This is a genomic window from Parvibaculum lavamentivorans DS-1 (assembly GCF_000017565.1).
Classification (GTDB): domain Bacteria; phylum Pseudomonadota; class Alphaproteobacteria; order Parvibaculales; family Parvibaculaceae; genus Parvibaculum; species Parvibaculum lavamentivorans.
Genome location: NC_009719.1, coordinates 400298 through 414820, shown reverse-complemented (window position 1 = coordinate 414820; position 14523 = coordinate 400298). Strand labels below are relative to the sequence as shown.

Sequence of the window (14523 nt, the reverse complement as noted above, 5' to 3'; positions counted from 1 at the left end):
GATGCGCATGAGAGGCGTATCGCGGCGCGCACTGGCCATGCTCCTGGCGCTGGGAGCCGGCGCGCTCTGGCTTGAGCCGACGGCGACGCGCGCGGCGGACGAGGACGAGGCTTCGGCCTATTCATGGGACCGGACAGAGGCGGGGCTCGACTTCACCACCGAGGTGCGCGGGCGGCGGATACCCGATTATCTGCGCGACCTGCTGGAGGATGCGCGCCAGGTCCGGCCCGATGTTCAGGACGGGCCGCCGCCGCCGACAACGCTGTCGCAATTGCGCCGCCGCGCGGCCGAGGACGCCAAGCGGCTGGAAGAGGTGCTGGCCTCCGAGGCTTACTACAATGGCAGCGTCGCGCATTCGGTACGGCAGGCGGCGGGCGGCTCGTTCGAGGTGGTCTATTTCGTGATCCTCGGCGAGCGCAGCATGATCCGGAATTTCGACATTGTTTACAGCGGGCACCCGGAGGGCGGCGAAGGACTGCCGCGAACGGGCGCGGAACTCGGGCTCGAACCCGGCAAGGCGGCGCGGGCGGAGCGCATCATCGAGCTGACCGGCGAGGCGGTGCGGCGGCTCCACAATAATGGCTATCCGAACGGCAAGCTCGACCGGCGGCGCGTCACCGTCAACCTGACGTCGAGCGAGGCGGATGTCACGCTCTACATGACGGCGGGAGAACGCTACCGCTTCGGACCTGTGCTGGTGACGAATGAGGGCCGGACGGACCCTGATTATGTGCGGCAGCTGACGACATTCGAGGGCGGCGAGGTCTATGACCGCAGCGAAGTGGACAAGACGACGGAGGCGCTGCGCGACACGGGACTTTTCAGCGGCATCTCGATTTCATCCGCCGAGCCGGAAGATGGAACGCTGCCGCAGCGGATCGAGCTGACGGAGCGGGCGCCGCGCACGGTGCGGCTCGGCGCAAGATGGTCTTCGAGCGAGGGGCCCGGCGTGCGCGGGAGCTGGGAGCACCGCAATCTCTTCGGACGGGCGGAGCGGCTGACGCTCGGGCTGACCATCGCGCAGATATTGCAGGCGGCGACGGCGGATTTCCGCAAGCCGGATTTCCTGCGGCCGGACCAGAGCCTGCTGGCGAGCTTCGAGATCGCGCATGAGGAAAGCGACGCCTATGACGAAAACCGCGTGAAGACCGGCGTGTCGCTGGAGCGCGTGCTGAGCGAGCGGTGGACGGGGACGGCGGGCGTGACCTTTCAGGTGACGGAGACGGAAGATTCCAACGGGCGCATCACCTATCAGCTTTTCGGCGTGCCGGTGACGCTGCGCTATGACAGTTCCAACGATCTGCTCAATCCGACGGAGGGCATAAGGGCGACGCTCGGCGCGACGCCCTATTTCGGCAGCAGCGACGGCAGACCGACGACCTTCACCAAGCTCGAAGCATCGGGGGCGACCTATCTGAGCCTCGCCGACGAACTGGTGCTCGCTCTTCGCGGACGCTATGGCCTGATCGCGGCGGAGGAAACGGTGGATGTTCCGGGCTCTACGCGGTTCTATGCAGGCGGGGGCGGCTCCGTGCGCGGCTATGGCTACCAGATGGCCGGACCGCTCGACGCGCAGGGCGATCCGACGGGCGGACGCTCCGTACTCGAAGCAAATGTGGAAGCGCGCTACCGGGCGACGGAAACGATCGGCCTCGTCGCCTTTATCGATGGCGGCCAGGCCTTCGAGAATATGACCCCCTCGCTCGGCGACCCGCTGCTCTGGGGCGCGGGGCTGGGCGTGCGCTACTACACGCCTATCGGGCCGGTGCGCGCGGATGTCGCGATACCGCTGAACAAGCGGCAGGGCGTGGATGATGATTTCCAGATCTATGTGTCGCTGGGGCAGGCTTTCTGATGGCGGGACAGGACAGAGTAAACGGCGCGGCGGCATGGGTTCCGGCTTTGGGGCGGATCGCACTCGGGGCGGTGTTTGCGTTTTTCGGGCTGGTGCTTCTCCTCATCGTGACCGTTATTGCGGTGCTCAATATCTCCCCGGCACGGCAGGCGCTGCTCGATTATGCGCTCGAGGCGATCAATACCGGGGAGACGCTGATCGAGATCGGCGATATAGGCGGGACCTGGCCCGGACGATTGCGGCTCAGCGATTTCTCGATTTCCGACGCGGAGGGGACGTGGCTCCGGCTGGAGCGCGCGGAACTCGAATGGCGGCCGCTGGCGCTCTGGAGCGGCGAGCTTCATGTGACCGCGCTCGATGTGACGGGGCTCGAGGTTGAGCGTGCGCCGGGCGGCGAGGAGAGCGCCGCCGATGACGATGGCGGCTTCTCGATGCCTGCCCTGCCCTTCGCCATACAGCTCGACCGTTTCGACATCAGGCAGACGCGGCTCGGACGCGAGCTCATCGGCGACGAGGTTCTGTTCGACGCTTCCGGCCAGGCGGGGATTTCGCGGCGCCTGACGGCGTTGCAGATCAATGCCGAACGGCGAGACGACGTGCCCGGTACGGCGGAAATTTCGTTTCGCTATGTCGCGGGACCGGAGCGCGGACAGCTGCGGGCGCGGATCGTGGATGGCGGCGGCGGAAAACCCGGCATCGCGGCGGGCCTGATGGGTGGCGAATTCGAGCGGCTTTCAATCGAGGCGACGGGCGAGAGCCTGGCCGGGCTGATCACCGGCGAGCTGAAAGCGGATGCGGGCGACTACCTGCAAACGGAAATCGACGCGCATGGCGCCGTCGGCGAGCGGCTCAACATCACCTTCAAGGCCGACGCTTCCGGCAGAGTTGTGCGGCGCGAACTCGAAGCCATCGGTTCGCCCGAAGCGATCACGCTGTCGGGCAAGCTGACGGAGACGGGGAACGGCGAATTCACGCTTGAGACGATGACGGCCGAGGCGGGCGAGCTTCGCCTTGCGGGCGCCGCGACGGCGCGGCAACTGACCGCCGACCAATATGGCATCGAGGCCGAGGGAACGCTGAGCGGTCTCGACCGGCTGCTCGACGCGGAGGATGCGGAACTGCTTGCGACGGCGGGCTGGCGGATCAGGGGCGATGTGGACAGCGGCTTCACGGCGGTGACGATCGACGAAGCGGAAGTGACGACGGCGGCGGGCACGGCGCAATTCAGCGGTGCGCTTTCGCTTGGCGATGTCTTCTCGGTATCGGGCGAAGGCGGGGCCGAGATTTCCGACCTGCGCCCGCTCGGCGACCTGCTCGGCCAGCCCCTGCGCGGGACCGCGACGCTCTCGCTTTCGGATTTCACGCTGGAGGGCGAGACGGGCAGCGGCGAGATTTCGCTGACGACCAGCGCCATCGAGACCGACGATGCGGCGCTCGACCGGCTGCTGGCCCGCGGCGTCGAGGGGGAAGCGCGGTTTGAACTTGGAGAGGGCGGCACCATCGCCCTGCCCGGCTTTTCGATTACGGCGGGAGAAGGCTTCAGCCTTGAAGGCAACGGGGCGCTGGCGGCGGATGGCATGCCGAGAGGCGTGGCGTCGTTGCAGGTGACGGAAGTGAGCGGACTGCTGCCGGATGCCGACACAAGCGGCGCGCTGACGGCCCATGCGGCAATAGACGGGCCGCTGGAGACGGCGAATGTGACGCTGACCGCCGAATTGAGCGGCGGCAGGCTGGCCGGCTTCGACGCGCGGCAGGCGCGGCTTGACGCGACGCTCCGCAATGGCAGCGGCCCGGCTTCCTTCCGTCTCAACGGGCGGGAGGGAAGCGCCGCGCTCGATATGCAAGTGACGCTGCCGGAGGAAGGCGGCGTGCGGCTCACCGCAATCGACGCGAATATATTCGGCGCGACGCTGACCGGCGACCTGGCGGTTTCGCCGGAGGGACTGGCGAGCGGCAAGATCGGCGGAGAGCGCGTGCCGCTGCAACCACTGGGCGTGCTGGCCGGACTGCCGCTTGAAGGGCGCGCCGACATGGCGCTGACACTGAGCGCGCAAGGCGGAAAGCAGGATGCGCTGCTGACGCTTGGCTCGCGGCGGATCGACATGGAGCTGACGGACAGCCTGACCATCGAGCGGGTGGAGGTGCGGGCGGCGCTGAGCGATCTCTTCGGAGAAGCGAGCATTGACGCAGGCGCGGAAGCGGCGAGCGGCGGCTCCGGCAATACGCGCTTCACCACACTCAACCTGAAGGCGGCGGGACCGCTGGAGCGCATGGAAATCGAGGCGCATCTGGCGGGCGAACGGCTGACGCTGAAGGCGGAGCCGGTGTCGCTCGACATCGAGGCGCTCTATGAACCGGAGGCGCTGACCCTTCAACGGTTTGATGCCGCGCTTGGCGAGGCGACGGCGCGGCTGACCGAGCCGGCGCGACTGGAGATGGGCAGCGGGCCGATGCGGCTGCGCGATCTCGCGGTCGACTTCAACAGCAAGGCGGGACCGGGGAGGCTGACCGGATCGCTGACACTGCGCGAGCGGGCGGCGCTGGTATCGCTTGATGTGAACCGCCTGCCGCTTGAACTGCTTGTTCCGTTCCTGCCGCTCGAGGCGACGGGCGGCACGGCTTCCGGCACCATCGAGATGGATACCGGCAGAGAACAGGCCGAAGTGGACCTGCAGATTGCAGACCTGGAGCTTGTCGAAGGCGGGATGGAGGCGCGGCCCGATTTCGACACGAAAGTGAATGCGAGCTGGGCACGGCGGCGGCTGGCGCTGCGCGTGAGCGCGCAGGGCGTTTCGGAGGAGCCGTTTCTTCTGCAGGCCTCGCTGCCGCTGATCCGCGACCCGCAAGGCGCATGGCCGATGCTGCCGGAGCGCGGCGCGGTGGACGGCAGCCTGACATGGCGAGGGCCGATCGAGACGCTGATGGCACTGGCCGACCTGCCGGGGCAAAGGCTGACGGGCCAGGCGGAAATTGCGCTGACGGCGGAAGGCGACATTTCCGCGCCGCTTGTCTCGGGGCAGGCACGCATTTCAAACGGCACGTTCGAGAATTTCGAGACGGGAACGGCGATGCGCGACCTCGAGGTCGTCATTCGCGGCGAACGAAGCGAGGCGATGAGCTTCACGATGAGCGCGCGGGACAGCGGCGACGGGCGGCTGACGGGCGAAGGCACGGTGTCGCTGGCGGCGGATGCCTCGCCCGCGGTCGACATCCGCACGCAATTTTCCGATATGCAGGTGGTGCGGCGGCAGGACCTCGTACTCGCGGTGAACGGCGCGCTGGCGCTGACGGCACCGGCGCTGCCGCCAAGCCTCGACCAGCCGATGCTTCTGGAGGGCGAGCTGACGACGACGACCGCGCGCTTCCATGTGCCGGAACAACTGCCGGGCGGAGTGGCGCATATCGACGTCATCCTGGTGCGGGGGCCGGGCGAGGCCGACATCGTGGAAGAGCCGGAAGAAGCGCCGCCGCTGCCGCTGATGCTCGACGTGCGGCTCGCCATCGGCAATCCGCCGGCGCGGGTAACGGGGCGCGGCATCAACTCGCTATGGACCGGTTCGGTGACGCTGACGGGGCTTGCCGAAGACCCGACCGTGAACGGAAGGATCGTCAGCGAGCGCGGCACGCTCGACTTCGCGGGCAAGACCTTCGTGCTGTCGCGCGGGCGGGTGATTTTCTCCGGCGAGAAGCCGATCGACCCGAGGCTCGATATTGCGCTGGATTATTCACGCAGCGATTTCGACGCGACCATCTCCGTGACGGGACGCGGCTCGGCGCCGAAGATCGGGCTCAGCTCCAGCCCGTCGCTGCCACGCGACGAAATCATCTCGCGCATCCTGTTTGAAAATGGTGTGGGGGAACTGAGCGCGCTGGAGGCGGCACAACTTGCCAGCACAGCGGCCGAACTTTCCGGCGGCGGCTTTGGCGGCTTCGGCATATTGAACGAGATACAGAACACGCTCGGCCTCGACGTGCTGCGCCTCGACCAGGGCAGCTCCGGCGGGACCATGGTTTCGGCGGGGAAATATATCCGCGAGGGCGTTTATGTGGGTGTCGAGCAGGGCGCGCTGGCGAGCGACAGCGGCGTGAGAGTCGAGATCGACATCACCGACAATATCAGCGTCGACACGAAACTCGGCAATGACGCGTCGAGCGATGTCGGCGTCAACTGGAAGTGGGACTATTGAGGCCTGTCAGCGCCCGAAAGTGTCCGTCGTCACGCCATCCGTCGTTACCGCGCCGGCGCTGAAATTCTGGATACGTTCGATCTGATCGCGCTTGCGGATTTTATCCTCGCGCTGCCGGCGCTCATATTCCTCGGCATACATTTCCGCATCGTTGAGTTGGGGCGTGTCGAAATCCGCATCGACATCGGAGCGGAAATTGACGGGCGGAGAGTCGACCGGGTCCGACAGCTCATAGACGATGTCGCCCGCTTCGGCGGGGGCGGCATCCTCGGCGTCCTGCGCATGGAGCGGGGCGGCGGCGAGCGCCAGAACGAAGAACGCGCCGAGAGCCCATTTTCCGGCTTCGGGAAAGGGAAATACTGTTCCGGCCATAACCACACCATCTTTCTGCAACGCAAGACCCGCCAAGGACCCGCCGAAAGGGAACTATACAGGAAAGCCGGGAGAGCGGCACTCGGATTTGAATCCGAACCGGGGCGCAGGGCGGAGCGAGGCTCAGGGAGCCTCGGCCACCTTGACCACGAGCTTGCCGATATTGCCGCCGTCGAAAAGCTTGTTGACGGCGACGGGGGCGTTTTCGAGGCCGTCGACAATGGTTTCGCGGTGCTTGAGCTTGCCCTCGGCGACCCAGGTGGCGAGCTGCGTTGCGCCTTCGGCGAACTTCGCCATGAAATCCACGACGATGAAGCCTTGCACCTCGATGCGGCGCATGAGGATGGGCGAGAAGTCGGCGCGCATGGCCGGGTCGCCGGTGTTGTAGCCGGAAATCATGCCGCAGAGGGGCATGCGGCTGAAGAGGTTCATCCGTGCCATGACGGCTTCCATGATCTCGCCGCCGACATTTTCAAAGTTAACGTCGATGCCGTCCGGCGTTGCGGCGGCGAGCTGTTCGCGCCAGTCCTTCCGCTTGTAGTCCACCGCCGCGTCGAAGCCCAAGTCCTCGACGATGTGGCGGCACTTGTCCGGCCCGCCCGCAATGCCGACGGCGCGGCAGCCCTTGATCTTCGCGATCTGGCCGACGATGGAGCCGACGGCGCCGGCAGCGGCGGAGACGAGGACGGTGTTGCCGGGCTCAGGGCGGCCAAGCTCCAGCAGGCCGAAATAGGCGGTGAGGCCCGTCATGCCGCAGGCGCCGAGCATGGTGGGAAGACCGACGGGCAAGCCCTTCGGCAGCACGCCCATCGCATTCATGCCTTCGTCGGCAATGCAGTAGTCCTGCCAGCCGGTGAGGCCGCTGACATGATCGCCTTCCTTGTAGCGGGCGGAATTCGACTTCACGACAACGCCGATGCCGCCGCCGCGCATGACCGCGCCGATTTCGACGGGCGGCATGTATTGATCCATGTCGCTCATCCAGATGCGGTTGGTCGGATCAAGGCTGAGATAGAGGACGCGGATGAGCGCCTCGCCGGGGCCGGGCTCGGGGATCGGCTGCTCGACGAAATCGAAGTTCGAGGTTTCGATGCGGCCGGTGGGGCGCGTCTTCAGGCGAAACTGGCGGTTGACGTCGTTCTTCATGTTTTTTCTCCACGGGCCTCACGGCATTACGATTTCGAACCAGAAGTCGAAGCGGTCGAGCATCGACAGGAGATCGGCGAAAGGCTCGCGCGCGCCTTCGATCGTCATCGACTTGTCGGCAAGCGCGGCGGCGAAGGCGCGTTCACCGATGACGAGCTCGGCCAGCACGGCGCGGGTGAGCGAGACGGAAGGCGCCTTCGGGTCTTTCCTCTCCGGGTAGTGATGCAGCACCGCGTTTTCGAGCGTCACAAGGAATTGCTCGTTGGTGTCGGTGAAATGGATGTTGAGCGCGATTTCACGCGCGCCCGCCTTTTCGCCGTTGAGGCGGACGGAGAGCGAATCGAGGAGCAGCTCGGCGGGAAGCGCGCGCATCTGGCCGGCCGCACCCTGGCGTGGCTCGGCGGCGGGCGGACGCGGATTGCGAAGCTCCATCGCGGCTGTGAGATAGAAGCCGCGCCACGGACCGGACTCCGCCTGATAGCCGAGCTGTTCCAGCGCGTCGGCCTGCAAATGGCGGGCGTCCGCATTGTCCGGGTCGGCGAAGACGAGATGGTTCACGAGTTCGGCCACCCAGCGATAGTCGCCATGCTCGTAGGCGGCGCGTGCCTTTTCCAGCAGCGCGTCGGCGCCTCCCGCGAGATCGACATAACGCTTTCCCGCCTCCACCGGCGGATGCTTGTGGAGGTTGGCGGGGTTGCCGTCGAACCAGCCGAGATATCGCTGGTAGACGGCCTTGGCGTTGTGATTGAGCGTGCCGTAATAGCCGCGCGTGTACCATTCGGAAGCAAGCGTCGGCGGGAGCGTCAGTTCCTCCGCGATCTCCAGCGGCGTCGCCCCATGGTTCGCCATGCGGAGTGTCTGGTCGTGGATATATTTGTAGAGGTCGCGTTGCTTCTTCAGGAAGGCGACCGCCTTCTCGCTGCCCCAGCGCGGCCAGTGATGGCTGGCAAAGAGGACATCGGCTTCCTTGCCGAAGAGGTCGATCGCCTCGTCGATGTACCAGCTCCACGATTTCGCGTCGCGGACCTGCGCGCCGCGCGGCGTGTAGATGTTGTGGAGGTGGCAGGAGCAGTTCTCGGCCATGCAGAGCGCCTTGAACTGCGGGAAGTAGAAATTCATCTCGGCGGGCGCCTCGGTGTCGGGCGTGACCTGGAAGATAATTTCCACGCCGTCGACGACGAGCTTCGTGCCGGTTTCGGAAATGCTTGTCGTCGGCGGCACAAGGCTCACCTGCCCCATCGACACGGTCTTGCCGAGGCCGGCATCGATATGGCCTTTCGCGTTTCGCGGCAGGAGCGCGCCATACATATAAGTGGCGCGGCGGCCCATGGCGTTGCCCGCCAGCACGTTTTCGCTGACGGCTTCTTCCAGAAAGCCTTCGGGGGCGATGATGCGGAGGCCATTTTTTATGTCCTCGTCGCTCAGCACGCCGCGCACGCCGCCGTAGTGATCAACATGGCTGTGGGTGTAGATGACGCCGGTGACGGGCTTGTCGCCGCGATGCTCGCGCAGGAGCGCGAGGGCGGCTGCGGCTGGCTCGGCGGAGATCAGCGGATCGATGACGATGTAGCCGGTTTCGCCTTCGATGAAGGTGATGTTGGAGAGGTCGAAGTTGCGAACCTGATAGATGCCGGGCACGACCTCGAAGAGACCGTGGACGAGATTGAGCTTCGCCTGACGCCAAAGGCTGGGGTTCACCGTGTCCGGGCAGCCGCAGCCGTCGCCCTGAAAGGCGAAGGCGCTCATGTCCCAGACGGCATGGCCCGCTTCGTTGAGGATTTTCGCATCGGGGATCGTGCCCATGAAGCCGCGCGTGACAAGGCCCATGTCCTCGTCCGTATCCGGCGGCAACTGACGCGCGAGGGCGGCATGGGCGCGGCGCGTGGCTTCGGTGGCGTCTTTTGGCTGTTCCATCTTTCCCCTGCTCCCTCTTTACAAGGGCTTTTTCTTTTCCGCGCCGGGCGCGAGGGGGGAGAGTACATGCTTGACGCCGCGGCACAAAGACCCGGCAGCGCTAGAACGAGAGCTCTTCCATCTCGAAATGCGAGACGAGAAAGAACATGTCGATCTCGCTGCCATCATGGCTCAAGGGCGCCATGATGATTTCAAAGCGGATGAAGGTCTTGTCCTGGTGCAGCACGTTACCGGTGAGCCGGAGCGGCGCGGCGAGCTCGACGACGGCGGCGGCGCCGCCGCGCCAGCGTTCCAGTATTTCCGGGGCGAGGACCGTGGCGAGGGGCTTGTTGTGGATCGGGCCGAAGACTTCCTCGAATTTCGCCCCGGCGAGGCGGGGGAAAAGTTCGACGCCGGCCGGCGTTTTACGGAGCTCGAAAAGGCAGAGATGGGGAAGGAGGCGGGCTATTTCCTCCGGCTTGACGTCGGAACGCAGCGGCATCGGCCGTCCGGCTGCTTTCTCGCGCCAGTAGGCAAGCCCCGCCTGAACCTCGGGTGCCTCGCAGGCCAGCGTTACGTCGAGATCGATGGGGGGCAACACAATGCTCTTGTGCCGCGCTGCAGCTCGACCAATGGACATTTCCAGCTCCCCCCGGATTTCGACATCTCCAATCCCGTGTGAATCGTAGTACCAGTGCCGCAAAATGGCAAAATGATCATTTTTAACGATCTTGCCACAGGATCGAGGCGTCTATGTCGGCGAGGGTCCGGCATCCCGTGAGCACCATCGCCACTTCCAGTTCGGCGCGCAGCATGTGGAGCACATGGGCGACGCCCGGCGCGCCGGCGGCGGCGAGACCGTCAATGACCGGGCGGCCGACCAGCACGGCCTTCGCGCCGAGCGCGAGCGCCTTCACAATGTCGGTGCCGCGCCTGACGCCGCCATCCATCAACACCGGCACGCGGCCCGCCACGGCCTCGACGATACCGGGCAAGGCTTCGATGGCGGCGGGAAGCGTATCGAGAGTGCGGCCGCCGTGATTGGAGACGACGATGCCCGAGGCGCCCGCCTCGACGGCGCGGGCGGCATCGGCCGGATGCAGTATGCCTTTCAGAAGGATGGGGAGGTTTGTATGAGCGGCGAGCCAGTTCAGATCCTTCCAACCCGGCGCGGCGGCGAGGAGCGGGCTTGCGAAGACGGCGCTCTCGCCCGGCCCCGCCATGTAGGGCGGAAGCGGGCGCATGGCTTTCAGGTTCACAGCCTCGACATCCGGCGGCAGGGAAAAGCCGGCGCGCTGCTCGCTGTTGCGCGCGCCATGCACCGGCGCATCGACGGTGAGAACGAGCGCGCGGTAGCCCGCTTTCTCGGCACGCCTGACCAGTTGGAGCGTGAAGTCGCGATCGGGCTGGATATAGAGCTGGAACCAGAGCGGGCCCGCCGCCTGACGCGCCAATTCCTCCATGTCCATGCTCGCCTGGGCGCTGACGACCATGCCCGCCTTCAATACGCCCGCCGCCGTGACCGTCGCCAATTCGCCGTCCGGGTGGGCGAGCTTCTGAAACGCAACCGGGGCGACCATGACCGGATGGTCGAAGGCGCAGCCGAAAAGCTCCAGCCGCGTGTGACCACCGGCAAGATCGGCGAGGACGCGATTGACGAGACGAATACGGGCGAAGGCTTTCAGGTTTTCGGCATGGGTCAGCGCGTCGGCGGCGGCGCCGTCCAGATAGGCCCAGGCGCCCTCCTCCACCCGCTCGCGCGCGAAGGCTTCGTAGTCGGCGGCGCAGGCAATTTCCGGCGGGATGCGCTCAAGCGGCGGTTTGCGCGCGGACGTCATGTGTTCGACCAGCGCCGCAGGAGATTGTGGTAGAGCGCCATGAGCTGCGGCAGGGCGGGGCTTTCCGGTGTGTCGAGCGTGACGCGCTGGATCGCGCCATCGAGCTCCCAGAGCATGGCGCGCTGGCTGTCTTCACGCACGAGGCTTTGCACCCAGAAGAAGGAAGCGAGACGCACGCCCTTCGTGACCGGCGCAACACGGTGGAGGCTCGTGCCGGGATAGAGGACCATATGGCCCGCAGGCAGCTTGATCGCGTGGCTGCCATAAGTGTCCTCGACGATCAGCTCGCCGCCTTCATATTCATCAGGCTCACTGAAAAAGAGCGTGGCGGAAATATCGGACCTGATCCGGTGCGGCGTGCCGGGGACGCTGAAAATTGCCGCATCGACGTGATTGCCGTAATTACCGCCGCCGCTATAGCGGTTGAAACGCGGCGGCAGAACCTTCAACGGCAAGGCGGCGGCGATGAAACGATCGGTCTTGCCGAGGCGGTCGAGAAGGAATTCGCCAAGTTCGACCGAGAGGGGATCGTCCTGCGCGAGCTGCTGGTTGTTTTTCGCCTGCGCGGCCATGTGGCCCGCCGTCTGGCGCCCATCCTGCCATGCCGCCTTTTCCAGCGCCTCGCGGCACTGGCGCAGTTGCGCCGATGTCAGCACATCGGGGATTTCCAGCATCATTGTCTGACCACTCCATCGGTGCCGCGCGCGGGCGCGGCCATGATACAGGCGAGGCAAGAGACGTCCAGCGCGCCGGAAAACAAAACGCCCCGGCCGCTTTTGCAGCCGGGGCGCTGACGATGCCGACCCGATGTCAGAACTTGAAGCTGGTGCTGACGATGAAGGTACGGGGATTGCCGAGCATGACGCGGCGGCCATTCCAGTTGGAGGAGGAGATGTAGGTCCGGTCCGTCAGGTTCTCCACGTTGAGGCGGAGGTCGATGCTCTCCGTCACTTCATAGGACACCATCGCGTCGAAGACCGTGTAGCTCGGCACTTCGCCGTAGCGGCTGTTGGCGATGACGCGGAGCGCATCGTCCGGGCGGCCGAGATAGGACGAGCCGACATAGCGCATGCCGCCGCCGAAAGTGAGGCCGACCGGCAGACGGTAGGTCGTCCAGAGGCTGGCGGAGACGTTCGGCGTGAAAGCCAGCTCATCGCCATTGGTGGTCGTGGCGGTGCCATAGTCGCCGGGATTCGCCGCACGGAGAACCGCGTCGAAGGCCGGATCGTGCTTACGCTCGCTATCCATGAGGAGGAGACCGCCAAAGACGTTCCATTCCTCGGTGAGCTTGCCCGTTGCGCCGAGTTCAAGGCCCTGGACGATCTGCTGGCCATAGCCGAGAAGCGCGCCGCCCGAGGAGAAGGCCACATCCTTCTTCTCCGTGCGGAAGAGCGCGGCGGTGGCGAGGAGACGATCGCCGAAGAGATCCCACTTGGTGCCGACTTCGTAATTATAGGCCGTGATGGGCTTGGCACCCGGCACGAAGCCCGGGAAGGCGTTTGCGCCGGTGCGCGAAATATCCGGGTTCGACAGGAACGAGCCGTAGGGCTGTTCCGACATGCCGAAGGAGACATAGACGCTGCCATTGGAGACGGGCTTGTGGACCAGGCCGATCTTGCCGCCGAGAAGCGTTTCGCTGTCGTCATAGGTGTTGCCGCCTGCAATCGATGCATCCGACGACACGATTTCGACCTCGTAACGCTCGGCGCGCACGCCGCCGGTGACTTGCCACTTCGGGTCGATTTCCATCGTGTCATACGCATAGGCGGCGATGGTCTTCACTTCGACATCCGCCGTGGAGGCGGGCACGAAAGGCGCACCCGGCGCGCGGTTCGGATCCGGGTTGAAGGCACTGGTGGTGCTGTTGACGGCGCCGAAGCGGGTGGCTTCGGATTCTTCCTTCGTCAGCTCGATACCGGCCGACACATGATGCCGCAACATGCCTGTGGTGAAACGGAGCGAGAGGTCGGTGAGATTGCTCAGGCTCGTGTTTTCGCGATCGTAGAACTGCGTCTGCGTATTGATGACGCCGCCGCCGGCATTGCCGGTGGGAAGCGTGTAGCGCGCGGTGCGATCCGTGACCGACCAGCGCGTCTGGTTGCTGAGTGTCGCCGTCGGCGCGAGATCATATTCAAAACGCGCGATCACGGCATCGCTGTCGACATCGTCGAAGTCGGAGGAGAGACCGAAGAAGGCGTCGCGCGACATGCCCGCGAGCGCGGGATCGAAGGCGGCCTGTCCATCCGGATTATTGGCGTTCATGTCGGAATAGGCGGCGCCGGGAACGCCCCATTCCGGGAGGTCGTTGCGCTCGACATGCTCATAGGAAAAGATCGCGCGGAATTCCGTGCCGAGGCCGAAAGCGAGCGAGGGCGCAATGCCCCATGCTTTCTGTTCGGCGATTTCGCGGCCCGGAATGCCGCTGTCTTCCATCAATGCATTGATGCGGATGGCGGAATTCTGGCCGATGCGCTGGTTGACGTCGACCGTCGCTCGCTTGCGATCTTCGCTGTCATATTCGTCGAAGCCGTAGCTGACGGTGCCGGCAATGAAGTCGTCGAGCTGCGGCGACTTGGTGACGATGTTCACATAGCCGCCCGCGCCGCCGCGGCCATTATCCGCAGCCGGGCCCTTGAAGACCTCGACCTGCTCGACGTTGAAGACATCGCGCGTGTAGCTGCCGCTATCGCGCGCGCCATCGATGAAGACGCTGCCGCTGGTATCGAAACCGCGCAGCGAGAAATTGTTGGCGGATGTGCCGAAGCCGTTTTCACCACCGTTGAAGCTGATGCCAGGGGTGCTTTTCAGGACTTCCGTGAGGTTGCGGGCGGCCTGTTCGCGGATGACTTCCTGCGGAACGACCGTGACCGTTTGCGGGGTGTCGAGGATCGGTGCCGTCTGCTTGGCGGAGGACAGGTCGTCGACCTTGTAATCCCCCTCGGTGTTGCCCTGGACATTGATCGGGGCCGTTACCGTGGCGCCATCCGCTTCCGCTTCGCTTTGCGGAACGGCGGGCTTCGGTTCCTGGGCGACGGCCGCGAACGACGTAATGGACACGGCCAACCCGGCCATAAGGGCCAGGTGCGAGGCCGATGATTTGAGCAGCTTGGTTCGTGTCATGTGAGTTTTCCCCGCCTTGAGTTTGAGAAGCACTCTTAAAAGAGGGGAAGACAATCGGAAAGCAAGGATTGCCCCGGATTTTGCGAATGCGTCGCAATGTTGCCCATATGTC

General features: G+C 65.3%; 9 protein-coding genes. 2 read left to right on the top strand and 7 right to left on the bottom strand.

The window, feature by feature from the left end:
• Window positions 1-7: 7 nt before the first annotated feature.
• Together PLAV_RS01955 and PLAV_RS01950 are read left to right on the top strand one after the other, a co-directional pair.
• Window positions 8-1855, top strand: a complete 1848-nt coding sequence (locus tag PLAV_RS01955) for an autotransporter assembly complex protein TamA (RefSeq protein ID WP_011995298.1) — start codon at window positions 8-10, stop codon at window positions 1853-1855.
• On the top strand, window positions 1855-6042 hold the full coding sequence (locus PLAV_RS01950) for a translocation/assembly module TamB domain-containing protein (protein WP_011995297.1): 4188 nt from the start codon (window positions 1855-1857) through the stop codon (window positions 6040-6042). Before PLAV_RS01955 ends, PLAV_RS01950 begins: the two co-directional genes overlap by 1 nt.
• A gap of 6 nt (window positions 6043-6048) precedes the next feature.
• Here the strand turns inward: PLAV_RS01950 and PLAV_RS01945 are convergent, their stop codons facing one another.
• The 7 genes from PLAV_RS01945 to PLAV_RS01915 form a co-directional block, all read right to left on the bottom strand.
• Entirely contained in the window at window positions 6049-6414 is a 366-nt protein-coding gene (locus PLAV_RS01945) for a hypothetical protein (RefSeq protein WP_011995296.1), read from the bottom strand.
• Between the two features lie 123 nt (window positions 6415-6537).
• The gene (locus PLAV_RS01940) at window positions 6538-7560 is read right to left on the bottom strand and encodes an NADP-dependent oxidoreductase (RefSeq protein ID WP_011995295.1); all 1023 of its coding nucleotides are present in this window, start codon (window positions 7558-7560) and stop codon (window positions 6538-6540) included.
• Between the two features lie 18 nt (window positions 7561-7578).
• Window positions 7579-9474 (bottom strand): alkyl/aryl-sulfatase, encoded by a 1896-nt coding sequence (locus PLAV_RS01935; protein ID WP_011995294.1) that lies wholly within the window; start codon window positions 9472-9474, stop codon window positions 7579-7581.
• 100 nt (window positions 9475-9574) lie between these two features.
• A complete protein-coding gene (locus tag PLAV_RS01930) occupies window positions 9575-10093 on the bottom strand; it encodes a PAS domain-containing protein (protein ID WP_011995293.1) in 519 nt (172 codons plus the stop codon).
• 82 nt (window positions 10094-10175) lie between these two features.
• Entirely contained in the window at window positions 10176-11291 is a 1116-nt protein-coding gene (locus PLAV_RS01925) for an alpha-hydroxy acid oxidase (protein WP_011995292.1), read from the bottom strand.
• Complete coding sequence (locus tag PLAV_RS01920; protein ID WP_011995291.1) at window positions 11288-11968, bottom strand: Fe2+-dependent dioxygenase; 681 nt, start codon at window positions 11966-11968, stop codon at window positions 11288-11290. The genes PLAV_RS01925 and PLAV_RS01920 overlap by 4 nt, the downstream gene beginning before the upstream one ends.
• 133 nt (window positions 11969-12101) lie before the next feature.
• Complete coding sequence (locus tag PLAV_RS01915; RefSeq protein ID WP_011995290.1) at window positions 12102-14411, bottom strand: TonB-dependent receptor; 2310 nt, start codon at window positions 14409-14411, stop codon at window positions 12102-12104.
• Between the last annotated feature and the right edge of the window lie 112 nt (window positions 14412-14523).

Coding starts and splice junctions, on each gene's coding strand:
- PLAV_RS01955 (WP_011995298.1), top strand. CDS start 8: ATGAGAGGCGTATCGCGGCGCGCACTGGCCATGCTCCTGGCGCTGGGA.
- PLAV_RS01950 (WP_011995297.1), top strand. CDS start 1,855: ATGGCGGGACAGGACAGAGTAAACGGCGCGGCGGCATGGGTTCCGGCT.
- PLAV_RS01945 (WP_011995296.1), bottom strand. CDS start 6,414: ATGGCCGGAACAGTATTTCCCTTTCCCGAAGCCGGAAAATGGGCTCTC.
- PLAV_RS01940 (WP_011995295.1), bottom strand. CDS start 7,560: ATGAAGAACGACGTCAACCGCCAGTTTCGCCTGAAGACGCGCCCCACC.
- PLAV_RS01935 (WP_011995294.1), bottom strand. CDS start 9,474: ATGGAACAGCCAAAAGACGCCACCGAAGCCACGCGCCGCGCCCATGCC.
- PLAV_RS01930 (WP_011995293.1), bottom strand. CDS start 10,093: ATGTCCATTGGTCGAGCTGCAGCGCGGCACAAGAGCATTGTGTTGCCC.
- PLAV_RS01925 (WP_011995292.1), bottom strand. CDS start 11,291: ATGACGTCCGCGCGCAAACCGCCGCTTGAGCGCATCCCGCCGGAAATT.
- PLAV_RS01920 (WP_011995291.1), bottom strand. CDS start 11,968: ATGATGCTGGAAATCCCCGATGTGCTGACATCGGCGCAACTGCGCCAG.
- PLAV_RS01915 (WP_011995290.1), bottom strand. CDS start 14,411: ATGACACGAACCAAGCTGCTCAAATCATCGGCCTCGCACCTGGCCCTT.